Raw genomic sequence first — 14007 nt, 5'->3', positions numbered from 1 at the left:
CGCGTCCGCCTCGGGCGTCCCCCGCCACACCCGCGCAGCCCCAGCCCCCAGCCCGGGCGGCCCGTCGGCCGGGATGCCCCCGGGGCCGCCCTGCGCACCTGGCCCCGCCGGAGAGGGCGGCACCCCAGCTGCGCTACGGGCGCCCGGCGCCTCCGGATGGGCGGGGACACCCGACCCGGGTGGGGTGTCCGGTGTGCGTGGGTCTGTCCAAGCGCCCGGTCCGCCCGACGGTCTCTCCGGGCCGCCCTGTCGTCCCAGTCCGCCCTGTTGGTCCGGGAGGGTGCCCGGCCCTTCCGGGGCGGGGGTTCGGTCACGGTCCGGTGAGGTCGGGGCAGGGCGGACCGGTATGCGTAATACCGTTCCGCAGCTGCAGCCCAGTTCCGGTTGGGGCCACTGGTCCTGGCGGCCGCAGGACGGGCAGCGGACCGTTACCCAGGAGTCCGTCCAGGTGCGGCGGGTGATCGGTTGCGGTGGGGCGCCGCGCAGCAGGGGCGGGGCCAAGGGTGCGCCGCACGCGCAGGGGAAGACCGACGGTACGAACGCGTGATCACGCCGGCACGCGGGGCACCGCACCGGCACGCTGCTTCCCATGGGGCGACCTCCCAGGTGGGGTTCCGGGCAGTAACGGTTCAGCGGTTCTGTGGTTCAGCGATGAGCACAGGGGCGAGTCGCCCTGGAACTTGGTGTGACCGGCCGATGCGCTCTGTCGTCCATGGTCACACCAAGTGTGAAGGCTTTGCAGGCACTTCCGCTTCTTTCTGTCCGGTTGTTGAAGCCGGCCCCGCCTCTCGAACCGTGGACGCATCCCTTGACGTCGCCACCCTCGCATCCTATGTTGCTTCCACATAGCAGAACAGTACTTCCGCATTACGGAAAACCGGCCTGAAGCACAGGAGTGACCCGATGCCCCGTATGACCGCTGCGCTCGCAGCAGTTGAGATCCTCAAGCGCGAAGGCGTGAGCCACGCGTTCGGCGTGCCCGGCGCGGCGATCAACCCCTTCTACAAGGCCCTCCAGGCCGGCGGCGGGATCAAGCACACGCTCGCCCGCCACGTCGAGGGCGCCTCCCACATGGCGGAGGGCTACACCCGTAGCAACGCCGGCAACATCGGCGTCTGCATCGGTACGTCCGGCCCCGCCGGCACCGACATGATCACCGGGCTCTACTCGGCCATCGCCGACTCGATCCCGATCCTCTGCATCACGGGCCAGGCGCCGGTCGCCAAGCTCCACAAGGAGGACTTCCAGGCGGTCGACATCGCCTCGATCGCCAAGCCGGTCACGAAGAAGGCGACGACCGTGCTGGAGGCCGCCCAGGTTCCTGGCGTCTTCCAGGAGGCCTTCCACCTGATGCGCTCCGGCCGCCCCGGCCCGGTCCTCATCGACCTGCCGATCGACGTGCAGCTCACCGAGATCGAGTTCGACCCCGAGACGTACCAGCCGCTGCCGGTCTACAAGCCGACCGCGAGCCGCGCCCAGGTCGAGAAGGCGATCTCCTTCCTGCTGGAGTCCGAGCGCCCGCTGATCGTCGCCGGTGGTGGCATCATCAACGCCGACGCCTCCGAACTCCTGGTGGAGTTCGCCGAGTTGACCGGCACCCCGGTCATCCCGACCCTCATGGGCTGGGGCATCCTCCCCGACGACCACGAGCTGAACGCCGGCATGGTCGGCCTCCAGACCTCGCACCGCTACGGCAACGCGAACTTCCTGGAGTCGGACTTCGTCCTGGGCATCGGCAACCGCTGGGCCAACCGCCACACCGGCGACCTGGCCGTCTACACCAAGGGCCGCAAGTTCGTCCACGTCGACATCGAGCCCACCCAGCTCGGCAAGATCTTCGCGCCGGACTACGGGATCGCCTCCGACGCCAAGGCCGCCCTGGAGCTCTTCGTCGAGGTGGCCAAGGAGCTCAAGGCCGAGGGCAAGCTCCCCGACCGCAGCGAGTGGTCCGCCTCCACCCAGGAGCGCAAGGCCCAGCTCCAGCGCCGCACCCACTTCGACAACGTGCCGCTCAAGCCGCAGCGCGTCTACGAGGAGATGAACAAGGCCTTCGGCCCGGAGACCCGGTACGTCACCACCATCGGCCTCTCCCAGATCGCCGGCGCGCAGATGCTGCACGTCTACAAGCCGCGCCACTGGATCAACTGCGGCCAGGCGGGCCCGCTCGGCTGGACCATCCCGGCCGCGCTCGGCGTTGCCACCGCCGACCCCGAGGGCCAGGTCGTCGCCCTCTCCGGCGACTACGACTTCCAGTTCATGCTGGAGGAGCTGGCCGTCGGCGCGCAGCACAACATCCCGTACGTCCACGTGCTGGTGAACAACTCCTACCTGGGCCTGATCCGTCAGGCGCAGCGCAACCTGGACATCAACTTCCAGGTCAACCTGGAGTTCGAGAACATCAACTCACCCGAGCTGGGTGTCTATGGCGTCGACCACGTCAAGGTCGTCGAGGGCCTCGGCTGCAAGGCCATCCGGGTCACCGAGCCCGACCAGCTGCTGCCCGCCTTCGAGGAGGCCAAGAAGCTGGCCGCCGAGTTCCGGGTGCCGGTCGTCGTCGAGGCGATCCTGGAGCGCATCACCAACATCTCGATGAGCGGTGCCGGTATCGACGCCGTCAACGAGTGGGAGGACGTCGTGACCGAGCCCGGTCACGCGCCCACCGCGATCCGGCAGTTCGTCGGCAAGTAGCAAGTAGCAAGTAGCAAGTAGCAAGTAGTAAGTAGCGCGCAGGCGAGTGCGGTTCGCTCGCCAGGTCGTAGTCGTACGTCCCCGCTCGGCGGATCGGGGACGTACCACCGCATTCGCGCACCCGGGGCCGGTCACAGCAGCACGCGGCGACCGGCCCCCTTGCCGTGCAGTCCCCGTCACGTAGCCCTCGTCATACCTGAGAGCTACGTGCAAGGTCCACTCCCGCGCGGGACGCCGACGACCACGGGTGATCCATAACTTCGGTACCGGCAACGCACGTTGCCAGGTACGGAAGGACCACCCGCCACCATGACGCCCCGCCCCAGCCCTCGCAGCCGTACCCGAGGCCCGCGCGCCGCCCGCCCCGGCAGGCTGCGCCGTACGCTGCTCGCCGCACTGGTCGCAGCCTCGGTGGCCGTACCGGTGGCGGGCGCGGCAGGGGCGACAGAGGTGCCCGCACCGGCGCCGACCGCCCTGGGGCGGCTGTACTCCCCGACCGCCGACGACCTGGCCGTACGGTACGAGACCCGGCGCGAGGACATCCGCGCCGCCGCCCGCGCCGCCGACGCGCACGGAGCGCACAAGCGGGCCGCCGTACTGCGCGAACTCGCCTCACCTGTAAGGCAGTTCCTCTCCTTCGACGGCCGTGACGGCGGACGCACCACCGAAGTCCTCGGCGACCTCGCGACGGCCGACCGGATCGCCGTCCTGGTCCCCGGCGCCGACACCTCCGTGGACCGCTACGGCCGGCTGCGCGACGGAGCCGAGGCACTGCGGGACCAGCTGGGGGAGGGGGCGGCGGTCGTCGCCTGGGTCGGCTACCGCACCCCGGCCACCATCAGCACGGACGCCGTGACCCCGGACCGCGCGGACGCCGGAGCCGAACAACTCCGCCTTCTCTCCGCTGAGTTGGAGCGGCTGCGGCCTGCCGCACACGTCTCCTTCCTCTGCCACTCCTACGGCTCCGTCGTCTGCGCCCGCGCCGCGCGCGGCCTCGACGCCGACAACCTCGTCCTCTTCGGCAGCCCCGGCACCGGAGTGTCCGACGCCGCCGCCCTCGGCACCCGAGCCACCGTCTGGGCCGGCCGGGGCAGCGCCGACTGGATCGCCGACGTACCGCACGTTTCCGTCGAACTCCCCTTCCTCACCGTCGGGTTCGGCGAGGATCCGATGAGCCCCGTCTACGGCGCCCGGCACTTCGACGCGGGGGACGGCGACCACAGCGGCTATCTGAAGCGCGGCTCGGTCTCGCTGCGGAGCATCGCCGGGATCGTGGCGGGCCGCGATGCGTAGGTTCCGCCCGTACGCCCTCGCCCGCCGCATCGACGCCGCAACCCCGCCCGGACGCGACCGCGCCGTGGACGCCCTGCGCGCCTTCGCCATCCTTGGCGTGGTCCTCGGGCACTGGCTGGTCACTGCGCTCGTCGTCGACACCGGCACCGTCCACAGTGCCAGCCCGCTGCACGGCATGCCTCAACTCGCCCCGATCTCCTGGGTGTTGCAGACCCTCGCCGTCTTCTTCATGGTCGGTGGGCACGTCGGCGCCAAGGGGTACGCCGCCGCCCGCGCCAGGGGTGAGACCTACCGGGGCTGGCTGGCCGCCAGGATGCTCCGGCTCTCCCGGCCGATCGCCGCCGTCGCCGTCACCTGGGCCTTCGTCGCCGCCGCGGTGTTCGTGGGCGGGGTCGCGCCCGACACCCTCAGCACGCTCCTCAAGCTGGTGCTCTCACCGCTCTGGTTCCTGCTGGTCTTTGCCGCGCTCACCGCCGCCACCCCGCTGGTGGCGAAGCTCCACCCGCTCTGGCCGCTCGCCGTCGTCCTGCACGTCGACCTCGTCCGCTTCGGGCTCGACGGCCCGCAGTGGCTCGGCTGGATCAACGTCGGCGCGGGCTGGCTCGTTCCGTACTGCCTCGGCGCCCTGTGGGCCAACGGCGGACTCCAGCCCCGGAAGATACGTACAACAGGGGTGAATCTGTTGGTGGTTGGCGTTGCCTCGACCGCCGCCCTCGTGGTGTTCGGGGGCTACCCGGCCTCCATGGTCGGCGTCCCCGGCGCGCAGGTCTCCAACCTCAACCCGCCCACCCTCGCCGCCGTCTGCTTCGGACTCGCCCAGTGCGGTGCGGCCCTGCTCGTCCTCGGCCCGCTGCGCCGGGTGCTGCGACGCCCGCTCGCCTGGGCGGCGGTCGCCCTGCTCAACCTGTCCGCGATGACCGTCTTCCTCTGGCACCAGACCGCGATGATGGCCGTCACCGCCCTCGGCCTCTTCGCCGGGCGCCCGCTGCCCGGACTGCACACCGAACCCACCGGCGCGGCCTGGATACTCGCCAGGATCGGCTGGCTGCCGGTGTTCGGCTGCGCGCTGCTGGTCTGCGGGGCGGCCTTCCGGGCGTACGAACAGGGAGTCGTACGAACCCGCACAGCACCGGCACCACCTGCCCGGGAGCCGGTGCGGCGCCATGCATAAGGTGACCCACATGGGGGGAGCGAAGGCCATGAGCCGGACGAAACAGCAGGTCACGTCGGCGGCGAGGCAGGTCAGGGAGGACCTTCTCACGCTGCGGGCCGACCCGCTGCCCAGGATGCAGGACGGCTGGCCGCCCCTGCTGCCGCACGTGCTGGTGTGGACCTTCGCGGTCGTCGTCTTCTTCTTCCACATCAACAACCTGCACTACGGCTTCGGGATCGACCGCGATCTGAGCGTGCTGTTCTCGGCGGTCCTGGGCGTGGCGATTGCCGGAGCGCTGATCTGGCCCGCAGCCGCCTGGTGGGTACTCTCCGCGAACACGCTGGTAATCGCCCTGTCGGCAAGGGACGGCGCCTTCGAATCGATGGCGGGAGCGTGGTCCGGGGCCGGGCTCGTCGGCCAGGCCATGGGGCTGTTCCTGCTCGCGCTGCGGGTCCGGCTGGTGCCGGTGGTGGCCGCGCTGGTGGTCACGATGTCGGCGGCACTGGCCGTCACCCCACCGCAGGAGCGGCTCTCCACCATCCCTCTCACGGTCCTCGCCGTCTCCGCACTCGCCGGAACCGCCCAGCGGCGGGCCAGGCTCGCCCGCAGCCGCCTCGTCGCACAGGAGGGCCTGACCGCCGAGGAACGCGCCCGCCGCACCCTCCTGGAAGAGCGCAGCAGGATCGCCCGCGAACTGCACGACGTGGTCGCCCACCACATGTCGGTGATCTCCATCCAGGCCCAGGTCGCCCCGCACCTGGTCGACGACCCGTCCCCGGAACTGCGCGAGAACCTCGCCGGGATACGGCAGAACGCGGTCGAGGCACTCACCGAACTGAGGCGCGTCCTGGGCGTGTTGAGGAACGGTGACGCCAAGGACGGCAGCACCGCCGGCAGTGCGGGACAGACCCCGCAGCCCACCCTCGACCGCCTCGACGACCTCCTCGCCAACGTCCGCGCGACCGGCCTGACCGTCGAGGCGCGGACCACGGGGGAGGTGCGCCAACTGTCCCCGGGCGTCGAACTCTCCGCGTACCGCATCGTCCAGGAAGCCCTCAGCAACGCCATGCGGCACGCACCGGGCGCCACCGTCCGGGTCACCGTCGCCCACCACACGGCGGCCCTCACCCTCAAGATTGCCAACAGCGCCCCCGCCAGGCCCGTCGCCCCCTCGCCCGGCGCCGGGCACGGACTGCTCGGGATGCGCGAACGCGTCGCCATGCTCGACGGCGAACTGGCCGCCGGACCCCTGCGCGACGGCGGCTACGAGGTCGTGGCCACCCTCCCGCTCACCACCGCACCCCACACCGACCGACAGGGGAGAGCCCGCCCATGACGAACCCGATCCGGGTGATGATCGCCGACGACCAGATGATGGTCCGCCAGGGCTTCACCGTCCTGCTCAACGCCGAGCCGGACATCGAGGTCGTCGGCCAGGCGGTCAACGGCCGCGACGCGGTCGACAGGGTCGCCGAACTCGACCCGGACGTCGTCCTGATGGACATCCGGATGCCCGAACTGGGCGGCATCGACGCCACCCGCATCCTCACCGAGCGGCCCGAGGCACGCCTGAAGGTCCTGGTCCTCACCACCTTCGACCTCGACGAGTACGTGTACGAGGCGCTGCGCGCCGGGGCGTCGGGCTTCCTCCTCAAGGACGCCTCCGCCGACGAACTCGCCCATGCGGTACGGGTGGTGGCGGGCGGGGACGCACTGCTCGCCCCCCATCTGACCAAGCGTCTGATCGCCGAGTTCGCGCGCGTCAGCTCCTCGGCGAAGGGGCCGCTCAAGGCACGGGTGGGCGAACTCACCGAGCGGGAGACCGAGGTGCTGTCCCTGGTCGCACAGGGCCTCTCCAACGCGGAGATCGCGGTCGAGCTGGTGGTCGCGGAGCAGACGGTGAAGACGCATGTGAGCCGCATCCTCCAGAAGCTCACCCTGCGGGACCGCACGCAGGCCGCCGTCTTCGCGTACGAGACGGGCCTGGTGCGGCCGTCCGGGTACTGATCCGGGCACTGATGCGCCGGACACGCCCTAACGCACCTCGGCGAGCACCCCGAGGACCGCCTGCTCGTCCGGTGCCGCCAGCAGCCGTTCCCGGAAGCCCGGGTCCATCAGTTTGCGTGACAGCAGCGCCAGGATCCGCAGGTGCTCGTCGCCCGCGGCGGCCTCCGGCACCGTGATGATGAAGATCAGCCGGGCCCTGGTCCCGTCCATCGACCCCCACTCCACGCCCTCCGCCGACCGGGCGAAGCCCACGACCGGTGAGGTCACCGCGTCCGTCTTGGCGTGCGGAATGGCGATCTCCTCGCCGAGCCCGGTCGTCCCCTGGGCCTCCCGGGCGAGGGCGGCGCGGACCAGTTCTGCCGGGTCGGCGACCTTGCCGGTGGTGGCCAGCATCGCCACCAGTTCGCGGATGGCCGCGTCCTTGGTGTCCGCCGCCAGTTCCGTACGTACGGTCCGCGCGGTCAGGTACCCGGACAGCACCTCGTCGTCCGCCGGACCCGCGGCCGGCCCCGAGGCCACCGCTCCCGTGCTCACCGCACCTGCCGCGGCACCGGCCGCCACCATGGCGGACTCCGTCGCGCCCACGGGTGCGGGGGCCGGCTGCCGTGCCTTGATACCGATCAGCGCGTTCGTGGTGAGCGCGGTGACCACCGTGCCCGCCGCCAGCGCCAGGAAGAACATCGGCACCCCGCCAACCGCACCGAGCACGGCCACGATCGGCCCGCCGTGCGGCACCGCGTCCGTGACCCCCGCCATACCGGCGATCGCACCGGCCACCGCACCACCCAGCATGTTCGCCGGAATGACCTGGGCCGGCCGGGCGGCGGCGAACGGAATGGCACCCTCCGAGATGCCGAACAGGCCCATGAACAGGGCCGCCACACCGGTCTCCCGCTCCTGCTCGGAGTAGAGCCCGCGCCGCAGGAGCGTGGCCAGGCCCTGGCCCAGCGGCATGACGGCGATGGCCGCCGCGCACATGCCCATCACATGGGAGTTGCCGGTGGCGATGAGGCCCGCGCCGAACAGGAACGCCGTCTTGTTGACCGGACCGCCCATGTCGAAGGCGATCATCAGCCCCAGGATCGCGCCCAGCAGGATCGCGCTGGTACCGGTCATCCCGCCGAGCCAGTCGGTCAGATGCGTGAACAGCCAGGCGATCGGCTTGCCGCACACATAGATGAAGAAGAGCCCGAGCGCCGTGGTCGAGATGATCGGGATCACGATGATCGGCATGATCGGCATGGCGAACTTCGGCACCGGGACCTTCTTGATCCACAGCACCAGATACCCGGCCAGGAACCCGGTCACGATCGCCCCGATGAACCCGGCGCCCGCCTCCGAGTCGTAGTACGAACCGTCGTTGGCGATCCACCCGCCGATCATGCCCGGCACCAGCGCGGGCCGGTCGCCGATCGCGTACGCGATGTACCCCGACAGGATCGGCACCATCAGCTTGAAGCCGATGACACCGATGTTGTTGATGTTCTCCCAGAACGACCCCTCGGGGATGACCAGTCCCTCGGGCGTCGCCTTGCCGCCGATGGCCAGCGAGATGGCGATGAGCAGACCGCCCACGACCACGAACGGGATCATGTACGAGACACCGTTCATCAGCGCCTTGTACGCGAGACTGCGCTCATGGCCACCGCCACCGCCCGACGCCCCGCCGGAACCGCCCGAACCGCCGGAACCCCCGGACCCGCCGCCCGCGCCGCTCTGCACGGGCGCGTCCTTGACCAGCTCGATCAGCTGCTCCGGGCGCCGGATGCCCTCGGCGACCCCGACGGCCAGCACCTTCTTGCCCGCGAAGCGTTCGCGGTCGACGTCCTTGTCGGCGGCGATGATGACGCCGTCCGCCTCGCTGACGTCGGCGGCGGAGAGCACGTTGTCGGCCCCGATGGACCCCTGCGTCTCCACCTTCATGTCGACGCCGAGCGCCTCGGCGGCCTGTGCCAGCTTCTCGGCAGCCATGTAGGTGTGCGCGATACCGGTCGGACAGGCGGTCACCGCGATCAGCTTGAGCCTGCGCTGCTCGTCGGACGGCCCACTCGGCGGACTGGCCACGGGAATCTCCTGACGCCGCACGGCGCACGTCGGGCGCGCGCCTTCTCCTGGTCCCTCCAGCATCGGGGCCGGGGATCGCGTACGTACTGGTGGGAGCGGGTCCGTTGGGCCGAACGGGGGAGGGGTGCGCAAAGGGCGCGGAGTACGGGACCGTCCGTACTCCGCGCCCTGGCGCTGCGTGCTGGTGAGAATGAGGCCGCGGTGGAGCGATGAGTGGCAGTGGACCGTTCCGCTCAGGTCGAGGAACGGACCTCTGCCACCTTCACCACCGCACTGGCTCGCGCCACCGCGGTCCTCGTATCGGCCCGTACCGCCGACCACCCCTCATTTCGGGCCGGCGGCACGGACAGCGACCTGGATCTGACCTCCCGTCAAATCCGGGTCGCAGTCTGTGAGTTACCAGTAGTGGCCAGGAATCGGTGGCTACTGGTTCTCGCGGAGCTCGCGCACCGCTTCCTCGACGCGCTTGCCGTACTCGGCGTCGGCGGCGTGGAAGTGCGCCAGGTTCTTCTCGACCACGTCGTCGCGGGTGACCTGCGAGAGGCCGCCGGCGATGTTGGCGATCAGACGGGCCTGCTCGTCGGACGACATCAGGCGGTAGAGCTCACCGGCCTGGAAGAAGTCGTCGTCCTTGACGTGCGCGGCGTTCGCGTACGTACCGGTCCAGCCGGACAGCTCGCGCGGGGCGCCCAGCGGGGCGTCCGTCTGCGCGGGACCGTCGTACGAGTTGGGCTCGTAGTTCTTGTCGTGGCGCGAACCGTAGCGGGTGGCGTGGTGGCCGTCGCGGCCGTAGTTGTCGGCGGGCGCGTTCTTCGGCGCGTTCACCGGCAGCTGGGTGTGGTTGACGCCCAGGCGGTAGCGGTGGGCGTCCGCGTAGGCGAACATGCGGCCCTGGAGCATCTTGTCCGGCGAGGCGGTGATGCCCGGGACGAAGTTGTTCGGGGAGAACGCGGCCTGCTCGACCTCGGCGAAGACGTTGTCCGGGTTGCGGTCGAGCACCAGGCGGCCCACGCGCTGCAGCGGGTAGTCCGAGTGCGGCCACACCTTGGTCACGTCGAACGGGTTGAAGCGGTAGTCCGCCGCCTCGGCCGCCGGCATGATCTGGACGTACAGCGTCCAGGACGGGTTGACGCCGCGCTCGATGGCCTGGAGCAGGTCCGTCTGGTGCGAGTTGGCGTCCTTGCCGGCGATCTCGGCGCCCTGCTCGGCGGAGAGGCAGCGGATGCCCTGGTTCGTCTTGAAGTGGTACTTGACGAAGAAGGCCTCGCCCTCGGCGTTCGTCCACTGGTAGGTGTGCGAGCCGTAGCCGTTCATGTGGCGGTACGAGGCGGGGATGCCGCGGTCGCCCATCAGCCAGGTGATCTGGTGCGTCGCCTCGGGGGCGTGCGCCCAGAAGTCCCAGACGTTGTCCGGCTCCTGCTTGCCCGTGAAGGGGTCGCGCTTCTGGGAGTGGATGAAGTCGGGGAACTTGATCGGGTCCTTGATGAAGAACACCGGGGTGTTGTTGCCGACGAGGTCGTAGTTGCCCTCTTCGGTGTAGAACTTCAGCGCGAAGCCGCGCGGGTCACGGACCGCGTCCGCGCCACCGAGGTTGTCCGCGACGGTGGAGAAGCGGATGAACGTCTCGGTCCGCTTGCCGACCTCGCTGAGGAAGTTCGCGCGGGTGAAGCCGGTGACGTCGTCGGTGACCTCGAAGTAGCCGTAGGCACCGGAGCCGCGGGCGTGCACGACGCGCTCCGGGATGCGCTCACGGTTGAATCGGGCGAGCTTCTCCAGCAGGTGCTGGTCCTGGAGGAGGAGCGGGCCACCGACACCGGCGGAGGCGGAATTCTGGTTGTCGGCGACCGGGGCGCCTGACTCGGTCGTGAGCACACGCTTCGACATGGTGACCTTGGGACCTTCCTGCGGGATCTGCTGGCGGCGTGAGGAGCGTAAGTACGCGGAGAACGCGGCGTCAACAGTTTGTTGAATTTAAGAATGGAACAAGTGTGAGACCCGGGCCGCGGCAGCGCCTGGGCGCGACAGGACAGGTGTCAGCGCCGCCGCAGCCCGGAGAGTGGGGGCGGCTTCGGTGAGGAAGCCGCAGGTCAGGCCCAGTGGCCCAACGGGTGTCAGGCTCAGTGGCCCGACGGGTTTCAGACCTGCGAGCCGGACAGCCGCTCGACCGCGCGCAGCAGCGCCGAGTGGTCCAGGCCGCCGTCGCCCTGGGCGCGCAGCGAGGCGACCAGCTGGGCGACGACCGCGCCGACGGGGAGCGCCGCACCGACGTTGCGGGCGGCGTCGGTGACGATGCCCATGTCCTTGTGGTGCAGGTCGATCCGGAAACCGGGCGCGAAGTCGCGGTTGAGGAAGTTGTCCTTCTTGCGGGTCAGTACGGTCGACCCGGCCAGACCGCCGTTGAGGACGTCGAGCGCGGCGGTGAGGTCCACGCCGGACTTCTCCAGGAAGACCACGGCCTCGGCGCACGCCTGGATGTTGACCGCGACGATCAGCTGGTTGGCGGCCTTCACCGTCTGGCCCGAACCGTGCGGACCGCACAGCACGATGGTCTTGCCGAGGGCCTCCAGGACCGGCTTGGCGGAGTCGAAGTCCGCCTGCTCGCCGCCGACCATGATGGACAGTACGGCCTCGATCGCACCGGCCTCGCCACCGGAGACCGGGGCGTCCAGGACGCGGATGCCCTTGTCCTTGGCGGCCTTCGCGAGGTCGATGGAGGTCTGCGGGGTGATCGAGGACATGTCGACCAGCAGCGCACCGGACTTCGCGTTCTCCAGGATGCCGTCGGCGCCGTAGGCGATGGCCTCGACCTGCGGGGAGGCGGGCACCATCGTGATGACGACGTCGGCGTCCTTGACGGCCTCGGCGATCGAGCCGGCACCCTTGCCGCCCGCGGCGACCAGACGGTCGATCTTGGGCTGCTCCAGGGTGTACCCGGTGACGTCGTAACCGGCCTTCAGCAGGTTCTCGGCCATGGGGGAGCCCATGATGCCGAGGCCGATGAATCCGATCTTGGGGAGGGTGCTCATGAGGGTGCCTCTCAAATGCGGTGTCAGTGAAGTCAGTTGGCGGCGCGGAGCGGCTGCGGGAGCCACTCGAACGCGCCGGCGCTCGGGCGGTCGCCCGGCTTGTACTCCAGGCCGACCCAGCCCTCGTAACCCGCCTTCTTCAGGCGGCCGAGCAGGTCGACGAAGTCGAGGTCGCCGGAGCCCGGCGCGCCGCGGCCCGGGTTGTCGGCGATCTGGACGTGGCCGGTCTTGTCGGCGTACGCGTCGATGACCTCGTTGAGGTCCTCGCCGTTCATCGACAGGTGGTAGAGGTCGAGCAGGAACTTGGCGTTGCCGAGCCCCGTCGCCTCGTTGACCTTGTCGACGACCGCGATCGCGGACGGTGCGCTCACCAGCGGGTAGAGCGGCGACTCCGGCTTGTTCAGGGCCTCGACCAGCAGGATCGCCCCGACACGGTCGGCCGCGCGGGCCGCCAGGACGAGGTTCTCCAGGGCCAGGGTGTCCTGGATCTGCGGGTCCACGCCCTCGACGCGGTTGCCGTAGAGCGCGTTGAGCGCCTTGCAGCCGACCGAGGCGGCGAAGTCGGCCGCCACGTCGATGTTGGCGCGGAAGCGGTCCGACTCCTCGCCGGGGAGCGAGAGCGCGCCCCGGTCCGGTCCGGGCAGTTGGCCCGCGTAGAAGTTCAGGCCCACCAACTGGGTGCCGGCGTCGTCGAGCGCCTTCTTCAGGGCGTCGAGCTCGGCCTGGTCGGGGGTGGGGGTTTCGATCCAGGGCCACCACAGCTCGACCGCCGTGAAGCCGGCCGCGGCGGCTGCCGCGGGACGCTCCAGGAGCGGGAGTTCCGTGAAGAGGATCGAGAGGTTCACATCGAAGCGCTGGTCCGTGCCGCGCTTGTCCGAGAAAAGAGGGGCCATAAGGCGTTCGGGCTCCTTCCGTATTGCGGAAGTTGTTTTCTGCTTGATGGAAGGTTGCAACTGGAGCTTCGCACTTGTCAAGAGGGGCTGCCGGATTTCATGGATCGCCGGTTAGGTTGAGCGCGTGCGATTGAGAGTGGAGTTCACGACCGAGCCCTTCGATCTCGACGAGGCGCCCCCGCATGCGGTGGCCGCCCGTGAGGTGATCCAGGCGGCCGAGCTGGACGCGGTCGACGTAGGCCCCTTCGGCAATACGGCGGAGGGCGGGGCGGACGCGGTGCTCACGGCGGTCGACGCCCTGCTGCGCAAGTCGCTCGCGGCCGGCGCCACCCGCGTCTCGCTGCAGGTCAACGTGATCGGCGAGGCCGCCGCCGACGATGGGCGGGACCGGAACGGGGAGGCTGGATAAATGACGGAGCCCGGGGATCACCCACTCGTCACGGCGGTCAAGCCGCTCGTCGACGCCATGGGGGCCGAAATGATGGAGCCGGGCCTGGCCGGCCGCGACGACGTGGTGCTCGCCTGGGAGGGCGAGGACGTCATAGCCGTGCGGCTGCCCCAGCTGTCGGACTCCCTCGACCACATCCTGGCCGCCCTGGAGCGGGGGCACGGCATGCCGCTCGCGGAGCTGGACCGCAAGTCCAAGCAGTCGGTCGTACGGACCCTGGAGGCGCGCGGCGCCTTCTCCGTACGGCACGGGGTGGAGACGGTGGCGGGGGCGCTCGGTGTCTCCCGCTTCACGGTCTACAACTACCTCAACCGGGAGAACGCCTCCAAAGGGGACTAGCTGAGGTCCGAAGTGCCCCTTTGGAGGGGGTGGGCCGCACCCCGTTTGATCGATCATTTTTGGCCGCCGCCGTCCTCGCAAGGGGACGGCGGCTTT

General features: G+C 70.2%; 11 protein-coding genes. 7 read left to right on the top strand and 4 right to left on the bottom strand.

Annotated features, from left to right (window positions below; genetic code table 11):
- Positions 1 to 903: 903 nt before the first annotated feature.
- The 5 genes from gcl to ACZ5PB_RS02750 all read left to right on the top strand — a co-directional run bounded on the left by gcl (position 904) and on the right by ACZ5PB_RS02750 (position 7141).
- Complete coding sequence (gene gcl / locus ACZ5PB_RS02770) at positions 904 to 2688, top strand: glyoxylate carboligase (RefSeq protein ID WP_468687137.1); 1785 nt, start codon at positions 904 to 906, stop codon at positions 2686 to 2688.
- Positions 2689 to 2997: 309 nt separating this feature from the next.
- Positions 2998 to 3981 carry an alpha/beta hydrolase gene (locus ACZ5PB_RS02765; protein WP_468687135.1) on the top strand — a complete coding sequence of 328 codons (984 nt, stop codon included), beginning with the start codon at positions 2998 to 3000 and terminating at the stop codon, positions 3979 to 3981.
- Positions 3974 to 5152, top strand: a complete 1179-nt coding sequence (locus tag ACZ5PB_RS02760) for an acyltransferase family protein (protein ID WP_468687133.1) — start codon at positions 3974 to 3976, stop codon at positions 5150 to 5152. Before ACZ5PB_RS02765 ends, ACZ5PB_RS02760 begins: the two co-directional genes overlap by 8 nt.
- Before the next feature lie 28 nt (positions 5153 to 5180).
- The gene (locus tag ACZ5PB_RS02755) at positions 5181 to 6470 is read left to right on the top strand and encodes a sensor histidine kinase (protein ID WP_468687131.1); all 1290 of its coding nucleotides are present in this window, start codon (positions 5181 to 5183) and stop codon (positions 6468 to 6470) included.
- Complete coding sequence (locus ACZ5PB_RS02750) at positions 6467 to 7141, top strand: response regulator (RefSeq protein ID WP_468687129.1); 675 nt, start codon at positions 6467 to 6469, stop codon at positions 7139 to 7141. Before ACZ5PB_RS02755 ends, ACZ5PB_RS02750 begins: the two co-directional genes overlap by 4 nt.
- 27 nt (positions 7142 to 7168) lie before the next feature.
- Here the strand turns inward: ACZ5PB_RS02750 and ACZ5PB_RS02745 are convergent, their stop codons facing one another.
- The 4 genes from ACZ5PB_RS02745 to ACZ5PB_RS02730 all read right to left on the bottom strand — a co-directional run bounded on the left by ACZ5PB_RS02745 (position 7169) and on the right by ACZ5PB_RS02730 (position 13124).
- Positions 7169 to 9268: a fructose-specific PTS transporter subunit EIIC gene (locus ACZ5PB_RS02745; RefSeq protein ID WP_468687128.1), complete on the bottom strand. Its 2100-nt coding sequence runs from the start codon at positions 9266 to 9268 to the stop codon at positions 7169 to 7171.
- Between the two features lie 360 nt (positions 9269 to 9628).
- Positions 9629 to 11089 (bottom strand): catalase, encoded by a 1461-nt coding sequence (locus ACZ5PB_RS02740; protein ID WP_468687126.1) that lies wholly within the window; start codon positions 11087 to 11089, stop codon positions 9629 to 9631.
- A gap of 251 nt (positions 11090 to 11340) precedes the next feature.
- On the bottom strand, positions 11341 to 12231 hold the full coding sequence (locus ACZ5PB_RS02735; protein ID WP_468687124.1) for a 2-hydroxy-3-oxopropionate reductase: 891 nt from the start codon (positions 12229 to 12231) through the stop codon (positions 11341 to 11343).
- A 32-nt stretch (positions 12232 to 12263) separates the two neighbouring features.
- Entirely contained in the window at positions 12264 to 13124 is an 861-nt protein-coding gene (locus ACZ5PB_RS02730) for a TIM barrel protein (protein WP_468687122.1), read from the bottom strand.
- Between the two features lie 124 nt (positions 13125 to 13248).
- Between ACZ5PB_RS02730 and ACZ5PB_RS02725 the strand changes: the two genes are divergently transcribed.
- Together ACZ5PB_RS02725 and ACZ5PB_RS02720 are read left to right on the top strand one after the other, a co-directional pair.
- Positions 13249 to 13533 carry a hypothetical protein gene (locus tag ACZ5PB_RS02725; protein ID WP_468687120.1) on the top strand — a complete coding sequence of 95 codons (285 nt, stop codon included), beginning with the start codon at positions 13249 to 13251 and terminating at the stop codon, positions 13531 to 13533.
- Positions 13534 to 13911 (top strand): helix-turn-helix domain-containing protein, encoded by a 378-nt coding sequence (locus tag ACZ5PB_RS02720; protein WP_468687118.1) that lies wholly within the window; start codon positions 13534 to 13536, stop codon positions 13909 to 13911.
- Positions 13912 to 14007 lie beyond the last annotated feature (96 nt).

This window comes from Streptomyces sp. NPDC032721, assembly GCF_055579625.1.
The sequence above is the reverse complement of the archived record's forward strand: the minus strand, read 5'-3'. Positions and strand labels throughout refer to the sequence as shown.

Coding starts and splice junctions, on each gene's coding strand:
- ACZ5PB_RS02765 (WP_468687135.1), top strand. CDS start 2,998: ATGACGCCCCGCCCCAGCCCTCGCAGCCGTACCCGAGGCCCGCGCGCC.
- ACZ5PB_RS02720 (WP_468687118.1), top strand. CDS start 13,534: ATGACGGAGCCCGGGGATCACCCACTCGTCACGGCGGTCAAGCCGCTC.
- ACZ5PB_RS02750 (WP_468687129.1), top strand. CDS start 6,467: ATGACGAACCCGATCCGGGTGATGATCGCCGACGACCAGATGATGGTC.
- ACZ5PB_RS02760 (WP_468687133.1), top strand. CDS start 3,974: ATGCGTAGGTTCCGCCCGTACGCCCTCGCCCGCCGCATCGACGCCGCA.
- ACZ5PB_RS02730 (WP_468687122.1), bottom strand. CDS start 13,124: ATGGCCCCTCTTTTCTCGGACAAGCGCGGCACGGACCAGCGCTTCGAT.
- ACZ5PB_RS02745 (WP_468687128.1), bottom strand. CDS start 9,268: ATGCTGGAGGGACCAGGAGAAGGCGCGCGCCCGACGTGCGCCGTGCGG.
- ACZ5PB_RS02740 (WP_468687126.1), bottom strand. CDS start 11,089: ATGTCGAAGCGTGTGCTCACGACCGAGTCAGGCGCCCCGGTCGCCGAC.
- gcl (WP_468687137.1), top strand. CDS start 904: ATGCCCCGTATGACCGCTGCGCTCGCAGCAGTTGAGATCCTCAAGCGC.
- ACZ5PB_RS02735 (WP_468687124.1), bottom strand. CDS start 12,231: ATGAGCACCCTCCCCAAGATCGGATTCATCGGCCTCGGCATCATGGGC.
- ACZ5PB_RS02755 (WP_468687131.1), top strand. CDS start 5,181: ATGAGCCGGACGAAACAGCAGGTCACGTCGGCGGCGAGGCAGGTCAGG.